A 15,237-nucleotide genomic window follows, 5' to 3' on the forward strand; every position below is an offset into this window, starting at 1 on the left:
GCCGCACCCAACGCGACACCCGCACCCGCCCAACCGATCACCGCACGACGGCTGAGCGGGGCGGACCCGGCCCCGTCGCCCCGGGCCGCGCCGGCGGGCCCCTGTCCGCTCTGCTGCTGTCCGGTCGACTGCTCCGACGGCTGCGCGCTCTCGGCGTCCATGACGGGCGGCCCTTCTCTGTGCTGACTCGCGGATGCCGTGGCGGCCGCTGGGGCCGCCACGGCGGTGTGGTGGAGGGTGATCGGGTCGGGGCGGGCCGGAGGTCCGGCCGCCCCGGAGGCTGGGGGCGCCCAGGACTACTTGACGACGACCGCGGCGGCGAGCTTGGAGAGCGGCTCGGCCAGTGCGTTGACCGCGTCCGAGAAGGCCTTGCGCTCGGCCTCGGTGACCTTGTCGTACGAGGTGTAGGTGGCGTCGGCCTGCTTGTACTTCGCCAGCAGGGCCTGGAGGGCGGCGAACTCGCCGTCCAGGGTCTTGGAGAGCTCGGCGTCCTTCTCGGCGGCGACGGGCTTCAGCAGCTCGTAGGCGTACTTGGCGCCCTCGACGTTGGCCGCGAAGTCGGACAGGTCGGTGTGGCTGTAGCGGTCCTCCTCGCCGGTGACCTTGCCGGTGGCGACCTCGTCCAGCAGCTCCTTGGCACCGTTGGCCATGCTGGTCGCGGTGATCTCGGCGGTGGGGACCTTCGTCTGCCAGTCCTTCAGGTCCGTCACCAGCTGGTCGGCGAGCTTCTTGTCGGCGTCGGTGATCGCGCCGTCGGCCCAGAGCGACTTCTCCAGCTTGTGCCAGCCGGTCCACTCCTGGCCGGCCTCCAGGCCGTCCTCACGGGTGTCGGTCTTCGGGTCGATGTCGCCGAAGCTCTCGGCCACCGGCTCGGTGCGCTCCCAGCCCACCCGCGAGGCCGCGAACAGCGACTTGGCCTTCTCCAGGTCGCCGGCCTTGACCGCGTCCGCGAACTGCTGCACCACCGGGATCGTCGCGTCGGCCTGCTCCTGCGCGTACTTGCGGTAGGAGTCGACGGCGGCGGTCAGCCGGGGGTCGGTCGAGCCGGCCGCGGCGGAGGCGTCACCGGTGACGGTGATCTTCTGGCGGATGCCGTCGCCGACCATGCCCGGCTTGCAGGCGATCTCGTACTCGCCGGCCTTGATCTCGGCGGCGATGGTGGCCTTGGTGCCCGGGCCGATGTTCTCCCGCTCGGTGACGATCTTGTCGCCCGCGGCGTAGACGTAGACCTCGGTGGACTTCGAGCCCTTGTTCTGGACCTCGATGCTGACGTGCCCGGCCGGGAAGGACGTCCGGGACACCTCGCACGCGCTGTCCGAGGCGGTCACCTGCACGGCGTCGGCGGACGACTTGTCGTCCTTCTTCTGCGAACAGCCGGTCAGCACGGCCGCCGCGACGGCGAGGGTGAGCAGCGAGGCTGCAGTCGAACGACGGGCGGACATGAGGGCTCCACGGGAAGGCAGGCTAATGCGGGCAGGGCGAGGCGGAGGAGACGGAACCGGCGGTACCGGCGCCCCCTCGACTTAGCTGAGGCATACCTTAGGGAATATCGATTTGTCCGTCTACACCAGCCCCCACCTCTCCGACATGCGGACATGCCGGTGAGACGGGCACCGCTGTACGGGAATCACCCCGCAGGCCCGGCCGGCCCCGCCGCCGGGCCGGCTCCGGCCGCCGCCACCGCGCCCCGGCGCTCAGCCCCGGTGTGCCCGCTCGCCGCCGGGGCGCTTCGGCCCGGCGCCGCCGGTCGTCGCCTCAGGCACCGGCGCGCCCCTGCGGCTCGGGCCACGGCCCCGCCCGGCGGGCCGCCGCGCGGGCCGTCCAGCGGCCCTCGTGCCGGGTGATCCTGATCGGGTGCGCGAAGCAGTCGCTGATCAGCTCGGTGGTGATGACGTCGTCGACCTTGCCGGCGGCGACGCACTCGCCGTCCCGCAGCAGCAGGGCGTGCGTGGTGCTCTCCGGCAGCTCCTCCAGGTGGTGCGTCACCAGCACGCTGGCCAGTTCGGGGTGCTGGTGCCGGAGCAGGTCGAGGCTGTCGAGCAGTTGCTCCCGGGCCGTCAGATCCAGTCCGGTGGCGGGCTCGTCGAGCAGCAGCAGGCGCGGCCGGGGCATCAGCGCGCGGGCGATCAAGGTCCGGCCGCGCTCGCCCTGGGAGAGGGTCGGCCAGGTGGCCGCCGCCATCGCGGCGATGCCGAGGGTGTCCATCACCTGGTCGGCCCGGGCCTGCTCGGCGGCGGTCGGCGACTTCTGCAGGTCCGGCTCGATGCTGTTGCCGAGGCCGGTGAGGACGACCTCCCGGACGGTCAGCGGCGAGCGCAGCGGGTGCCGCGGGTTGACGTGCCCGAGGTAGGCGCGCAGGTCCCGGATGTCGACCCGGCCGAGCCGCCGTCCCAGCACGTCCACCTCGCCCCGGGTGGGGTGCGAGACGGCCCCGAGCAGGGCGAGCAGGGTGCTCTTGCCGGCACCGTTGGCGCCGAGCAGGGCCCAGTGCTCGCCCGGCTCGACCGTCAGCGAGATCCCGCGCAGCAGGTACCGGCCGTCGCGCACCACGTCCACCTCCCGGGTGCGCAGCAGCGGGCCGTCGGACAGCGGGGACGCGGACAGACTCATGGGGTGCACTCCTGGGCGGGCGGACTTCCGGGACACCGGACGACGGCGGGCCTGCCGGAGCGGCATGGTGACGGTGCGTCAGAGCTGTTCCGCGCGGGCGGGCCCGGGTGTGGCGGCCTCGCGCGGCTCGGGGCCGGTCGTCCGCGTGCAGACTAGCAAGCCCGCCCGGCCCGCCGGCGGCGGGCCCGCGCCCGGCGGCGGCCGGCCGGGGTGCCGGCCTGGTACGCGGCCGCCACGGCGGGCAGTATCAGGGCAGTCGCGCGGTGGGTTGCGCGGCGTGGAGCAGCGAGGGGGACGGAACGTGGGCGCTGGATCGAACGACGGTGGCGGGACGGGCGGAACGGGCGGACCGGGGGGTACGGGGCACCACCTGCTGGATCCGGGCCCGGAGTCACCGGAAGGAACGGGCGGGGAGACGGGCATCCACCAGCTCTTCGAGCGGCACGCCCGGCGGGCGCCCGGCGCGGAGGCCCTCCGCTTCGGCGATCAGCGGCTGACGTACGGCGAGTTGGAGGCCCGGGCGAACCGGCTGGCCCGCCACCTGGTGGCCACCGGGCTGGCGCCGGGCGGACTGGCCGCCGTGTCGATGGGACGCGGACCGGACATCCTGGTGGCGCTGCTCGCGGTGCTCAAGGCCGGCGGCGCGTACCTGCCGCTGGAGCCGGGCAGCCCCGACCCGCTGCTGCGGCGGATCCTCGCCGAGGCAGCCCCCGCGGTGGTGGTGACGCACGAGAGCCACCGGGTGCGGCTGGCCGACGCGACCACGGGCGCCGTCGTCTGCCTGGACTCGGCCGCCGGGGCGATCGCCGCCCGCTCCGCCGAGCCGCTGCCGGCCCCCGCCGGCGCGGGCCTGGCCTGCGTGGTCTTCACCTCCGGCTCGACCGGTGAGCCCAAGGGCGCGATGATCGAGCACCGCTCCCTGCTCGCCGCCTGCCGGGCCTGGCAGCAGGTCTACGGCCTGGCCCCCGAGGACCGGATCCTGCAGAGCGCCACCCTTGAGTTCGACGTCTTCACCGGCGACTGGGTGCGCGCGCTCTGCTCCGGCGCCACGCTGGTGATGGCCCGGCGCAACTTCACCCTGGACCGCACCGCCGGCATCGAGGAGCTGGCCGGGCTGGCGGTCGCCGAGGGCGTCACCGTCCTGGAGCTCAACCTCCACAACGCCCGGCGCCTGCACGCCCATCTGCGATCGGCCGCCGGGCGTCCCGGCCTGCCGGGCGTCCGGCTGCTGACGGTCGGCGCCGACAGGTGGTACCTCGACGAGCAGGTGGCGCTGCAGGAGCTGCTCGGACCGGACGTCCGGCTGCTCAACGTGTACGGCACCGCCGAGGCCTGCGTGGACAGCGCCTGGTTCGACGCCCGCGTCCACGCACCCGCCGAACCGGACGGCCCCGGCGCCGACTCCGGTGGCACCGACCCGGGCGGCGACGACTCCGCCGGCGCGGATGCCACCGACGGCGGGGCCCCGCGCCGCCGGTCACTGATCGGCGTCCCGTTCCCCGGCACCCGGCTCTACGTGCTCGGCCCCGACGGCCGGCCGCTGCCGCCCGGGCACGGCCCGGTGCCCGGCGAGATCGCGATCGGCGGGGCCGGCGTCGGCCCCGGCTACCTGAACCGGCCCGGGCCGACCGCCGAGCGCTTCCGCGCCGCCGACTTCGACCCGGACGGCCGGATCCACCTCACCGGCGACCTGGGCCGGCTGCGCCCGGACGGCCTGCTCGAATTCGTCTGCCGCGCCGACGGATTCGCGGGCGGCCCGGCCCACGCCGCGGCGGCGGCCGAGACCGAGGCCGTCCTGGGCGCCCACCCCGGGGTCGCGGAGTGCCTGGTCGCCGAGGTCGAGACCGCCCCGGGACGACGGGCCCTGGTGGCGTACGTGGTCGCGTCCGGCGAAGGGGCCGACAGCTGGACGCTCGCCGCCCACCTGCGCGGGCGGTTGCCCCTGGCCCGACTGCCGGAGGCGGTCGTCCTGCTGCCGTCGCTGCCCCGCACCCGGGCCGGCAAGCCCGACCGGCGGGCGCTGCCGTTGCCGGCGCCGGACGACCACGCCGCCGGGCCCGCCCTGCCCGGCCCCCGGTCGGCGAAGGGGGGCCGTCCGGCCAGGTCCGCCGGCGGCAAGGCGGGCGGCCGGCCGGGCGCCGGCGAGCCGCCCTCCCCGGGGGCACAGTGGCTGGCCGGGTCCTGCCTGGCGGTGGCCGTCGGTCTCCTCGCGACCCTGGCGACCCTCGTCCTGTTCCCCGGCTCCACCGATGTGCGCGGCATCCCCTCGCCCTGGTCGGGCCTGCTCCGGCTGCTGCACGTCTGCGAGTGCCTGTCGTTCGGGGCGGGTGTGGTCGTGCTGCTCGCAGGCCGGCCGGCGGTCCGCCGCCTGGGCCGCCCGCGGATGCTGACGACAGCGGCCCATCTGTCCCTGGTCTGGCTGCTCGCCGCCTGGTGGCCGCAGGACAACCTCTACCGGACGAGCCGGGACGGCGACTGGCCCCGCCAGGTCACCCTGGTCTACACGTTCAACGTGACGCTGATGCTCGCCGCGCTGGTCCTCGTACGGTTCGTCACCTGGCGCCCGAGGCCGGCCCGCGACGGGAGGGGGTGACGCCCGGCCCTGGGCCGGCGGCGTCCTGGTCCGCCCGGCCCCGGGCCCGCCTCCCGGGGCCGGCCCGGCCGGGGCCTACCTCACCAGCGCGTCGAAGAGACCGCCGAGGGCCTGGTTGGCGGCCCGGACGAGGGACTCCGCCGCGTCCAGCGAGTCGGTGTCCCGGGCGGCGAGCGCGAGCCCGACCGAGGGCAGCTCCTGGTAGCTCGCGGTCGGCACCAGCGGCAGCACGGTCACCCCGAGCCGCCCGCAGCGCGCCCGCAGCCCCTCGACATGGTCGAACAGCAGCTGTTGGGAGAGCCGGGCGCCGAGCGGCAGCCCGTCCAGGGTCCGCACCAGGTGCCCCGGGCCGCGGACTTCGTCCAGTCGCGCCTTCAGGACGAAAGCGACCGCCGGGCCGGTCAGCCGCAGGTTGATCTCGGTCGGGGCGAGCCGCAGGGCGCGGTCGGTGACGAAGTCGACGTCGAACCAACCCCGGTAGCCCTCGGCCGCGAGCACGCGGCCCACCGCGAGCCCGAACGCCTCGGCCGCCCGGGCCGGGCCCTCGGGCAGCAGGCGGGGGCCGACGGTCACGCCCTGGTAGTGCGTCCCGTCGACCGCCATCACCCCGGCGCCGACCGGGTGGACGGCGCCGTCCGGGCCGACCACCGCGTCGAAGGTGAGGTCGCGCAGCCGGCCGGCGCCCTCGATGTACTCCTCCAGCAGCAGGCCGCCGCCGGGGGCCAGCACCTCCTCGGCGGTGAGCCGGCGCAGCAGCGCCCTGGCCCCGCCGGCCTCGGCGACCTGGCGCGGGGTCACCACGGTGGTGCCGTAACCGCCCACCCCGTGCGGCGACTTCAGTACGGTGGTGGCGCCGCGCGCCGCCCGGGCGGCGATCCGGCGGGCCGCCCGGCGCGGGCCGTCCGGATGCTCCTGCCGCGGGACGACGATCCCGGGGTGGTCGGGCGCGATCGCCGCGAACAGCTCGTGCGAGGCCGCCTTGGACTCGTAGCGCCGGGTGGCCGCGAGCGCCCCCGCGGCCCCGGTGGGAGCGGCGGGGCCTATGACCGGGCCAGGGACGGCCGCACCGGGGAGGGCCGCGCCGGGGAGGGCCGCGCCGGGGAGGGCCGCGCCGGCCGGGCCGAACAGGTCGAGCAGACCGGCCGTCAGGCCCCAGGGCAGGACGGGATGCCCGGCGGAGGCGATCCGGGCCAGCAGCGCGGGTCGGGCGCGGAGCGCGTCGGCCAGGCCGGGGCCGTTGTCGGCGCCGGCGGCCAGCCCGCTGTGCAGCTCGACCCGCCCCCACGCCAACTCCGCTGCCAGCAGCTCGATCCACGCGTCCTCGACGTGGTGCGGCAGCAGGATCACGGCCGGCTCGGGGCTGTAGCAGACCGCCATCGACGCGTAGTGGTGGCCCTGGATCCGGCGTCGCCCGGCCTGGCCTGCGTCCAGGCCGGGTGCGAGGAACTGGGCGTTGAAGTCCGCCACGTTGCCGATGTGCACGGCCGGCCGCCCGCCCGCCAAGGCGCCCCGCCAGCCGTCCCGCTGCTGCTCCCCCATCCCCCGAGCCTACGGCCCGGCGCCGCCGCTCCGCAGGCGGACGGGCCGCAGGGTGGACCGGCAGTGCCGAAGGGGCGGCGGCGAACAGCCGGCGGCGCACGGGCGTACGGGCAGGCCGACGGGGGCCGGCCGGGGCCGTGCACGGGCGGGCTCAGCCGGTGGTGTACTCCACGGCGACGGTCAGCACCACCAGGCCGGCGAAGACCGCGGCCAGGACGCGGTGCCCGGTGGCGGCCAGGGCGAGCGGGGCGGTGCCGAGGACCAGCAGCTTGATGACGATCCGGGCGGCGGTCGGCAGCGGGAACGTCGGCCCGCCGGCCGCCAGGAACAGCCCCCAGACGGTGGCGGCGAGCGCCGGCGCGCCGACCGCGAGCACGATCTTGACGAGGGTGCTGCCGCCCGTCCGCACCCCCCAGTAGCAGAGGGCCGCCAGCAGGCCGATCTCCAGGGCGAAGGCCACCCCCGCGTTCACGACGGTCAGCGGGGTCCAGACCCGCCCGGGGTCCGCCCCGGGGCCTGCTGTCGGCACGTCTGGTCCGCCTTCCCCTGGGGGCTCACCGGGCGGCGGCCCGCCGCTCCAGGCGGGAGTCTGGCAGTCGGGTGCCTCCGTGGCAACCGAGTTGACGCTCCGAAGCATCGGCCCACGGGCGCCGGCCCCGGACGGAAGCACCGGGCCGGACGCGAGGGGGTCGAAGGGTTCAGGTCGTGAGGGCTTCAGGCCTCACCGGGGTGCCAGGCCGGCCACTCCCAGGGGCGGTCCTCCCAGTGCACCCGGACCGGGTCGTGCGGGTCGAGGTCGGGGAAGAGCTGGTGCAGGCGTGGCTCGAACTCCTCGGGCGCGAGCGGCTCCCAGCCGGCGCCCTCGAAGTGGACCAGCCGGTAGCGGCTGTCGGTCCGGAACCCGGCGATCTCGACCAGCGGTTTCTGAGGGGTGTCGGTGCTCATGGGTCAAGGATGTGGCGGACCGCGGGCCTTCGCACCCGGCCCGCACCCGTTCGGTCCTCCCACGCCCGCCCCGGCGGCCCCGACCCGCCGCCCACCACGCCACCGCCCCCGTCGGCCGCCGCGCCACAAGCGCCGCCGCCCCCGTCGCCCGGTCCGGCGTCGCCAAGTCATGTCCGGCACGCCCCGCGCTCGTTGAACAGGGTGACGGGCCGCGCGGGCCCGCACGGGAGGACGAGCGCGATGGACGACCGGCGGTACGACGGGCAGCCCGGCCGGCAGTACGCCCCCCAGGACGGGCGGGAGCGGGACCGGCCGCCGGAGCACCGGCCGGAGGGACCGCCGGCCGCGGCGGAGCCGGCCCGGGTGCGGCGCCGGTGGCTGGTGGCGCTGCCCACCTCCGGGGTGCTGGTGGTGATGGCGGCCGTACTGGTGATGTGCGGCCCGGGCGCGCCGGGCGAGGGCGACGGGCCCGCCCGGCTGTCGGGGCCCTCCGCCGGCCCGGCCGGGCCGAGCCCGGCGCCGCTGCCGCCACCGCCCTGGGGCGCCCTGCCGACCCCGGCGCCCGTCCCGGCCACGGCCCCCGCCGCCGCGCCGGTGGCGGCCCCCGCGCCGGACCCGGCCCCCCAGGACGGCGCGGCCCAGGACGGCACGACCGACGGGACGGAGGCCGGGCCGCCCGCCGCGGACGCACCCGGCGGGAGCGACGGGAGCGCCGGCCGGGGTGGCGGTGCAGGCGGCACGGGCCCCGCCCCGCACCGCCCGGCCCGTCCGAAGGCCTCCCGGGCACCCGCCCCGCAGCAGGCGCCCGCCCCTGCCCCCGGCCCGGCGGCGCCGCCCGGCGCCCAAGCGCTCTGTGCGAAGGCCGAGGAGCTGGGCCGGTGGCCGGCCGGCTCGGCGCAGGCCGCGATGTGCCGTGGCCTGTACGGCGGTTGAGGCGGCGCGCGACGGTCGGCGGCCGGCGCTCGAAGCGCCCGGCCAGGGGCCCCGGGGCCGGCCGCCGTACCGTCAGTTCGGCAGCAGGCCCGCCAGTCCCCGCTCCAACCGGGGCGAAAGGACGGACGCCAGGGTGTTGGTGATGTGCCCGCTGTCCCGGTAGAGCAGCACGCCCTGCAGCACGGCCGGGCAGTCCGGTCCGGTGTCCGGGCAGAGCACCGGGCCGACGTCCAGCACCCGGATGCCGTACCGCGCCGCGAGGCCGCCCGCCAGCAGCGGGTCCGGCTCGAAGGCCGACTCCCGCGGGAAGAAGCAGGCGTCCGACCGCCCGTCCGAGGCGGCCAGGCAGGTCGGGATGTCCTTGCCCGGCATCGGGGTGTCGGCCAGGTAGGCGAGCGGGGCGCCCAGCGCGGCGAGCCGGTCCAGGGTGCGCCGCCAGCCCTCGGTGCGCTCCTCGGCGCCGCCGTAGCGGTTCAGGCCGGACATCACGATCAGGCGCGGGGCCGGGCCTGCGGCGAGCCGGGCGAGGGTGTTCTCCCGCCAGCGGTCGCACTCGGTGAAGGTCCGTCCGAGGACGTCGTTGCGGACGGGGACGGCCGCCAGCGGGCAGCCCGGCTTGACCAGCACCTCCAGCGCCCAGTGCCGCTGCTCGGCGACCGGCAGCAGGCCGGAGATCCACTGGCCGGCGTGCGAGTCGCCGAGCAGCACGATCCGGTCCGGACTCCGCTCGTCGCCGAACAGGCACCGCGGGCTCTTCTCGGCGGCCAGCGGGATCTCGCAGTCCCGGCCGGGCGGGAAGTCCGTCCTGGCCCGGGCCAACGACGGGGTCAGGGTGAGCACCCGGGTGCCGGGCGCCAGCAGGTCGGCGCCGTCCGCCGCGCCGCTCGGCGGGCGCGCGTCCTCGGCGCTGCCGAGCGCCCGGACGGTGCCGCCGCCCAGGGTGAGCCCGGCGATCAGCGGGACGGCCAGTGCGGCCGCGGCGATCGAGAGCCCGCGGCGCGGGGCCGTCGAGCCGCGGCGCAGCGGCTCCTCCACCAGGCGCAGGGTCAGCCAGGCGGGTACCGCGCTCGCCAGGGTGAGCGCGCTGAGGACGGTCCACGGCAGCGGGCCGGACCGCGCCTCGGCGATGGTCAGGACGGGCCAGTGCCAGAGGTACCAGGGGTAGGAGAGCCGCCCCACGGCGCGCAGCGGACGGGTGGCCAGCAGGCGGCCGACGTCCGCCCGGCCGGCCGGGAGCCCGCTCCCGCCGGCCAGCAGGACGGCCGCCGTGCCGAGGGCGGGCAGCAGCGCGGCGCTGCCGGGGAAGGGCGTCGCCCGGTCGTACCACCCGACACCGGCCAGGACGGCGGCCGCGCCGAGCCAGCCCAGCAGGCGCAGCGGCACCCGTCCGGGCCGGGGGCGGCCGCGCGGTGCGTCGCCGGCGGTCCGTAGGGCGAGCCGGCGTGCGAGCAGGGCGGCCGCGCCCCCGGCCGCGAACTCCCAGAGCCGGCTCGCGGTGGAGAAGTAGCCGAGTGGCGCGGACTGCGCCGTCCAGCGCAGGCAGAGCAGCAGCGAGACCGCGCCGACGGCCAGGGTGACCACCCAGGCAGGCCCGGTCCGGCGGCGCGGCAGCAGCCGGCCGAGGCCGAGCAGCAGCACGCCCCACAGGAGGTAGAACTGGTTCTCCACGCCGAGCGACCAGAAGTGCTGCAGGACGCTGGGGTCGCGGCCGGCGGCCAGGTAGTCCGTCTGCCGGCCGACGAAGCGCCAGTTGGCGAACTGGCCGGCCGAGGCGAGCAGGTCCCGGGCGAGGTCGGTGCCGCGCAGCGGGTCGAGCAGCAGCCCGCCGGCCAGGGCGGTCGCGACCAGCACGACGGCGGCGGCGGGCAGGATGCGGCGGGCCCGGCGGGCGGCGAAGTCGAGCAGGCCGAGCGGCCGGGCGACCAGCATCCCGGTGATCAGGAAGCCGGAGATGACGAAGAAGACGTCGACGCCGACGTATCCGCCGGTGATGCCGGGGACGGCCGCGTGGAAGCAGAGCACGGCCAGGACGGCGATGCCCCGCAGGCCCTCGATGTCGGGGCGGAACGCGGCGTCCCGGGCGGTCGCCGTGCGGTCGGGCCTGGTGCGGACGGTGCTCGTGGCGGCGGCGGTGGTGGTTCGGGCAGGGCTGGGTGGTACGGCCGTGGGCACGGCGGTGCTCCTTGCAAGGGGCTGGCAGCGGTCGGTGGACCGCCGGGCCGTGGGGGGCCAGGCGGCGGGCCGCGCCGGTGGGGCGACGCGCAAGGACGGTGCGGGGTAAGGGGTTTCGGGCCGGCGGGCCGGGGCTGCGGCTCAGCTCCGGGCGGGTCGGCGACGGTCGGTTCGGCGACGGGCAGTGCACCGGTAGGCAGTGCGCCGGCGGGCAGTGCGCCGAGGGGCGTCCCGGGGAGGTGCGGATGCGCCGGGCGCCGATGCCGTGCGTACGGGTACGTCGGAACCGGGCACGTCGGGTACAGGTGTGTCGGGTACGGGTGCCCGGTCGCGGCTCAGAGCAGCGGGTCGGCCCAGCCCGAGGCCAGCAGGCCGCCGAGGGCCAGCACCGCGCTGACCGCGACCGCCTCCGCGCGGCCGAAGCGGCCGGCGGTGGCCGGCCGCCTCGGCGGGGCGACCTCGCCGGGCTCGCCGCTCAGCAGCGGCCGGAGCGTCCGGATCAGGGGCAGCACGGTGTAGGCGCTGAGGCCGAGCAGCCCGGCGAGCGCCCAGTAGGGCTGCCAGCCGTGGGCGGCGACGGCCCGGCCGAGTCCGACGGCGGCGGCCAGCAGGCACAGGGTCAGCCAGCCGACGCCGATCCGGGCGACCGTCCGGGCCAGCGCGGTACTGCCGCTGACCGCGCCGGTCGGCACCCAGTCGGCGCTGCGGCGGCGCAGCGCGTGCCCGAGGGCGACCACGTGGCAGAGCCCGCCCAGGAGTTGGACCCGGGTGACCTCGAAGCGCCAGCGGGTCCGGGAGGCGGCCGGCAGCAGCACCAGGGCGACCCAGAGCGGTGGCAGGAAGGGCAGCACCTGCCAGGGTGCGATCTCGGTGGGTGCGAAGAAGAGCATGATCAGGGCCGGCAGCGGCACCGCGAAGACGTTCACCGCGCTGCTCAGGTAGCCGAGGATGCCGTTCCAGAAGCAGAGCCGGGCCGAGCGCGGCAGCGGGCCGCGCCGGAAGCCGGGGTCGCGCAGCAGGGCCAGCGAGCCGAGGCACCAGCGGTACTGCTGGCTGACGAAGGCCGGCAGGCCGGTGGGCGACATGCCCTTGGCGACCAGGACCGGCACGTAGCGGGTGCTCCAGCCCTGGCCGGCCAGCGCCAGCCCGGTGTAGAGGTCCTCACTGTGGTCGTACTCGGCGAATCCGCCGGCGCCCGCCAGTGCCTCGCGCCGGTAGAGGGCGTTGGTGCCGCAGCAGACGGTGGCGTCCTGGACGTCCCTGGAGGGCTGGATCCAGCGGTAGAAGATCTCCTGGGTGGCTCCGGCGGCGCGCTCCAGCCAGGACATCGAGGGGTCGGTGTCGAAGCACTGCGGGCTCTGCACGATGCCGACCCGCGGCCCGTCCAGGTAGGGCACCAGGTGGTGCAGGAAGTCCGCGCGCGGGCAGAAGTCGGCGTCCAGGACGGCGATGATCTCGCCGTCGCCCTGGGCCAGGCCGTGGTTGAGGTTGCCGGCCTTCTTGAACCGGCCGCGGTCCGGCCGCGCGTGGTACCCGAAGCCGTAGGACTCGGCGAGCGCCCGGACCTCCGGGCGGTCCGCGTCGTCCAGCACGAGGACGGCGAGGGCGCCCGGCCAGCGCACCGCGGCGGTGTGGCGGTAGGCGTTGTCGAGCACGGTGAGGGGTTCGCCGCAGGTGGGCAGCAGGATGTCGACGCTCGGGTGGTGCGCGGGCCGGGCCCGTAGCAGCAGGTCGTGCGAGTCCCGGGTGTAGCGGCGCTGGCGCTGTCCGTCGCCGAGGGAGAGCGTCCAGGTCGCGGCGTTCAGCACGAGCAGCAGCAGGAAGGGCCAGAGCAGCGGGTGGCGCAGTGCGAAGAGGCCGAGCGTGACGGTGGCGCCGGCGTAGGAGAGGGTCGCGAGCAGCGGGACCCAGCGGCGCTGCGGGCCGAAGTACCAGTAGAGCTCCTGGTCGTCCGGCGGGGCGGGCAGGCGCTGGGCAGCGGGCCGCCGGACGGGCTCGTGACGGCCGGCGGACTCGTGACGGTGGACGGGCGGGCCGCTCCCGTCGGGCGCCGGGCGCTCCGGCGCGGGGCCGTCGGGCAGGCGCTGCCCGGTTTCGTGGTCGTCGGCGCGGCCTGGACCGGTCGCGGGCATGGCGGTGCCATGGAGTACGGGCATGCGGACGTGGCCCCCCTGGGCTTGAACGGAACTGTGCCGTAGGGCCCCACCCTCTCACATTGGCCTAGACCACTCATGAACGAGGTATGAACCTCGCCCCCGTGCCCGCCAGCGGGTTTGACGCTACGTCACCACCGCTCCCCCGCTCCGATGCACGTTCGCGCACACCGCTCCCGTACCGGCCGGGGCCCCGGGGCGCCCGCCCCGCCGGCCCGGCCCCGAACGTCAGAGGCTCTTGACCAAGGTCTCGAACCGCAGATCCGGCCGCCGCGGGATGCCGAACCGCTCGTCGCCGTACGGGAACGGCGAGTAGATCCCGGTCCGGCTGAAGCCCCTGCGCTCATACCAGGCGATCAGCTCGGCGCGCTGCTCGATCACCGTCATCTCCAGCGCGGCGACGCCCCACTCCTCGCGGGCGATCCGCTCGGCCTCGGCGAGCACCGCCCGGCCGATCCCGCCGCCCTGCAGGCCCGGCCGGACCGAGAACATGCCGAAGTAGGCGCGGTCCCCGCGGTGTTCGAGCTGGCAGCAGGCCAGCACCTGGCCGGCCCGCTCGGTGACCAGCAGCACGCTGTCCGGCTTGCCGATCACCTCGGCGACGCCGTCCGCGTCGGTCCGCCGGCCGTCCAGCAGGTCGGCCTCGGTGGTCCAGCCGGCCCGGCTGGCGTCGCCGCGGTAAGCCGACTCGACCAGCTCGACCAGCACCGGCACATCGGCCGGGACGGCCGGGCGGAACACGGTTCGGTCGTCGGTCTGCTCGGGTGCCACGGTGCACCGTCCTCTCGTCGTACGCGGAGGCCGGCTCGGGCACCGGCCTCCCGGCATCGTGCCACAGCCCTGCCGGAGGCCCGGACGGGCGGTCGCGCGGCCGGCCGGGAGCGCAAGGGAAAGGCCGGCCGGGCCCCTGAGCAGGCCCGACGGCCGCCCGGCACGGCGCCGGGCGCGGGGTCGGGCGCCGTCCACGTCACGGCGCCCGGCGCGGCCCCGACGGGCACTGCGCCGGGCGGGGGGAACCTCGCAGCCGTTCAGGTGTGTCCGCGGGTACCGCCCGCCGGGGGCGGGTACCCCTCCAGCTCCTTCCGAGCAGGCGCCGCGAATCCCGCGCGCCCCGGCACCGAGGAGTGTTCATGCCCCGTACGTCCCGCGCCGCCCGCGCAGCCGCCACCCGCCCGCCCGGCGCCCGGCCGGCCCGCTCGCGGCGCTTACCGCGGCTGGCCGCGGCCGCCCTCGCGGCCGGCGCGCTGCTGGGCGGCGCGACCGCCCCGGCGCAGGCGCAGCCGACCCGGCCGCTGCCGATCATCCTGCACCCCGACCTGGACCACGCGGGCTCGACGGTGGCCCTCCACGAGGGGCGGTCGAACTCCCCGGTCGCCCGGCCCCGGGCCGTCCAGACCCAGGGGATGGACATCTCCAGCTACCAGGGCGACGTGAACTGGGACGCGGCGGTGTCCAACGGCGCCCGGTTCGCGTACCTCAAGGCCACCGAAGGAACCACCTACCTCAACCCGTACTTCTACGCGCAGAGCGGCGGCTCCTTCGTGGCCGGCGTGATCCGCGGGGCGTACCACTTCGCGCTGCCGAACGTCTCCGGCGCGGCCGCGCAGGCGAACTTCTTCGTCGACCACGGCGGCGGCTGGACGCCCGACGGACTGACCCTGCCGCCGGCCCTGGACATCGAGTACAACCCTTACGGCGCGGACTGCTACGGCCTCAGCCAGAGCGCGATGGTGAACTGGATCCGCGAGTTCAGCGACACCGTGCACGACCGGACGGGCCGTTACCCGGTGATCTACACGACCACCGCCTGGTGGAGCAGCTGCACCGGCAACAACGCCGGCTTCGGCGCCACCAACCCGCTCTGGGTCGCCCGCTACGCGAGCAGTGTGGGCGCGCTGCCGGCGGGCTGGAGCTTCCAGACCATCTGGCAGTACGCCGACTCGGGCTCCCTCCCCGGCGACCAGGACTGGTTCAACGGCCCGTACGACCGGGTGCAGGCACTGGCCAACGGCTGACTCCGGCACCGGGGCACCGGCGGTCGCCCGGCGGGCGGCGACCGGCGGGGTGCGGCGGCCGGCGCCGGGCCCGACCGGCTCTGAGCAGGCCCGCGACCGGGGCCGCGCCCTACGCCCGTAGACCGCCCGCCGCCTCGGCGGACGGCGCGGCGGGCGGAGTCCGCGGGAAGCCTCGGCGAACTCCCGGCAGAACCCTCACCACCGTGGCGGGTACATGGCTACTCTCGTAGCGGCAACCGCGCGGACACCGTGCGGTCCGTACACGACCATGCCCAGG

Annotated in this window: 11 protein-coding genes; 3 read left to right on the plus strand and 8 right to left on the minus strand. The window is 76.7% G+C overall.

The features are described from left to right. Positions 1–296 precede the first annotated feature (296 nt). Both efeO and IE329_RS18485 read right to left on the minus strand, forming a co-directional pair. Complete coding sequence (efeO, locus tag IE329_RS18480) at positions 297–1,442, minus strand: iron uptake system protein EfeO (protein WP_190212018.1); 1,146 nt, start codon at positions 1,440–1,442, stop codon at positions 297–299. Between the two features lie 313 nt (positions 1,443–1,755). After that, positions 1,756–2,610, minus strand: a complete 855-nt coding sequence (locus IE329_RS18485) for an ABC transporter ATP-binding protein (RefSeq protein WP_190212019.1) — start codon at positions 2,608–2,610, stop codon at positions 1,756–1,758. Between the two features lie 301 nt (positions 2,611–2,911). Between IE329_RS18485 and IE329_RS18490 the strand changes: the two genes are divergently transcribed. Next, complete coding sequence (locus tag IE329_RS18490; RefSeq protein WP_190212020.1) at positions 2,912–5,203, plus strand: amino acid adenylation domain-containing protein; 2,292 nt, start codon at positions 2,912–2,914, stop codon at positions 5,201–5,203. Positions 5,204–5,278: 75 nt separating this feature from the next. Here the strand turns inward: IE329_RS18490 and IE329_RS18495 are convergent, their stop codons facing one another. From IE329_RS18495 to IE329_RS18505, 3 genes are all read right to left on the minus strand, one after another. Next, positions 5,279–6,742: a hypothetical protein gene (locus IE329_RS18495; RefSeq protein ID WP_190212021.1), complete on the minus strand. Its 1,464-nt coding sequence runs from the start codon at positions 6,740–6,742 to the stop codon at positions 5,279–5,281. Positions 6,743–6,893: 151 nt separating this feature from the next. Beyond that, entirely contained in the window at positions 6,894–7,271 is a 378-nt protein-coding gene (locus IE329_RS18500; protein ID WP_190212022.1) for a YrdB family protein, read from the minus strand. Positions 7,272–7,456: 185 nt separating this feature from the next. After that, on the minus strand, positions 7,457–7,687 hold the full coding sequence (locus IE329_RS18505) for a hypothetical protein (RefSeq protein WP_190212023.1): 231 nt from the start codon (positions 7,685–7,687) through the stop codon (positions 7,457–7,459). Positions 7,688–7,927: 240 nt separating this feature from the next. Here IE329_RS18505 and IE329_RS18510 point away from each other — a divergent pair, with 240 nt between their 5' ends. Beyond that, on the plus strand, positions 7,928–8,620 hold the full coding sequence (locus IE329_RS18510; RefSeq protein ID WP_190212024.1) for a hypothetical protein: 693 nt from the start codon (positions 7,928–7,930) through the stop codon (positions 8,618–8,620). A 72-nt stretch (positions 8,621–8,692) separates the two neighbouring features. Here IE329_RS18510 and IE329_RS18515 read toward each other — a convergent pair whose 3' ends face one another. The 3 genes from IE329_RS18515 to IE329_RS18525 all read right to left on the minus strand — a co-directional run bounded on the left by IE329_RS18515 (position 8,693) and on the right by IE329_RS18525 (position 13,716). After that, positions 8,693–10,792 (minus strand): acyltransferase family protein, encoded by a 2,100-nt coding sequence (locus tag IE329_RS18515; RefSeq protein ID WP_190212025.1) that lies wholly within the window; start codon positions 10,790–10,792, stop codon positions 8,693–8,695. Positions 10,793–11,127: 335 nt separating this feature from the next. Further along, on the minus strand, positions 11,128–12,948 hold the full coding sequence (locus tag IE329_RS18520; RefSeq protein WP_229927564.1) for a glycosyltransferase family 2 protein: 1,821 nt from the start codon (positions 12,946–12,948) through the stop codon (positions 11,128–11,130). A 225-nt stretch (positions 12,949–13,173) separates the two neighbouring features. Further along, positions 13,174–13,716: a GNAT family N-acetyltransferase gene (locus IE329_RS18525; protein WP_073926837.1), complete on the minus strand. Its 543-nt coding sequence runs from the start codon at positions 13,714–13,716 to the stop codon at positions 13,174–13,176. Between the two features lie 359 nt (positions 13,717–14,075). On the opposite strand from IE329_RS18525, the gene IE329_RS18530 reads away from it, so the two are divergent. Further along, positions 14,076–14,960: a lysozyme gene (locus tag IE329_RS18530; protein WP_190212026.1), complete on the plus strand. Its 885-nt coding sequence runs from the start codon at positions 14,076–14,078 to the stop codon at positions 14,958–14,960. Positions 14,961–15,237: the final 277 nt, after the last annotated feature.

It is taken from the genome of Kitasatospora indigofera, assembly GCF_014655955.1.
GTDB classification, from domain to species: domain Bacteria; phylum Actinomycetota; class Actinomycetes; order Streptomycetales; family Streptomycetaceae; genus Kitasatospora; species Kitasatospora indigofera.